A 903-nucleotide genomic window follows, 5' to 3' on the forward strand; every position below is an offset into this window, starting at 1 on the left:
TTGGCCACCAACGTCTGGGTCGCCAATACATGTTCAACTTCACTGGTACCAATACCGTGGGCCAGACACGCCAGCGCGCCGTTGGTGGAGGTATGGGAGTCACCACAGACCACGGTCATGCCCGGCACCACAGCACCCTGCTCCGGCGCCATCACATGCACAATGCCTTGGCGTACATCGCCAATTCCGAACTCGGTGATACCGAATTCACGGGTATTGTCTTGCAGCGTCTGCACCTGAATCCGCGAGGTGTCATCGGCGATGTCGGCGGCACTCTTGAACGGGGTTGTCGGCACGTTGTGATCAATGGTGGCCACACTGGCACTGGTCCGCCACGGCTGACGACCCGCCAGGCGCAGGCCCTCAAACGCCTGGGGCGAGGTCACCTCATGGATGATCTGGCGATCAATATAGATCAGCGCAGAGCCATCTTCGCGCTGGGTAACGAGGTGGGCTTCCCACAATTTGTCATAGAGGGTTTTGCCTGCCATGCCTTTCTCCTGAAGCGTAGCGTAGTGCCGCAGCGTATTGTCACAACTACAGGCGGGTTTATCACTGGGGCTGGTTTATCACTGGTAATTAATGTAGAACTACGCCATCAATAAATCCAATTCATATTTTTCATTTTTAAGATAACCAATTATTATCCCCTGTACCGACACTGTGGATGCCCCGGGAATGATCGACACCCCAACGCTAACAGCCTTTATGGCCGTTGCCGAAACCGGCTCATTTTCTGCCGCAGCTGAGCGCCTGTACATCACTCAGCCTGCCATCAGCAAACGGATTGCCCTGCTGGAACAACAGCTTGAGGCCCGCTTGTTTGATCGTGTGGGCCGCCAGATCCAACTGACGGAAGCCGGCCGCTCACTGCTGCCGCGCGCACGCCAGGTACTGATGGAC

Annotated in this window: 2 protein-coding genes; one reads left to right on the plus strand and one right to left on the minus strand. The window is 56.3% G+C overall.

Going from position 1 to position 903, the window contains the following annotated elements:
* The coding region (locus A3754_RS07225) for an aconitase family protein (protein ID WP_255363124.1) at positions 1-491 on the minus strand (491 nt) is incomplete at its 3' end.
* A 190-nt stretch (positions 492-681) separates the two neighbouring features.
* Between A3754_RS07225 and A3754_RS07230 the strand changes: the two genes are divergently transcribed.
* On the plus strand, positions 682-903 hold a 222-nt coding region (locus tag A3754_RS07230; RefSeq protein WP_156496883.1), incomplete at its 3' end, for a LysR family transcriptional regulator.

This window comes from Alcanivorax sp. HI0083 (assembly GCF_001635175.1).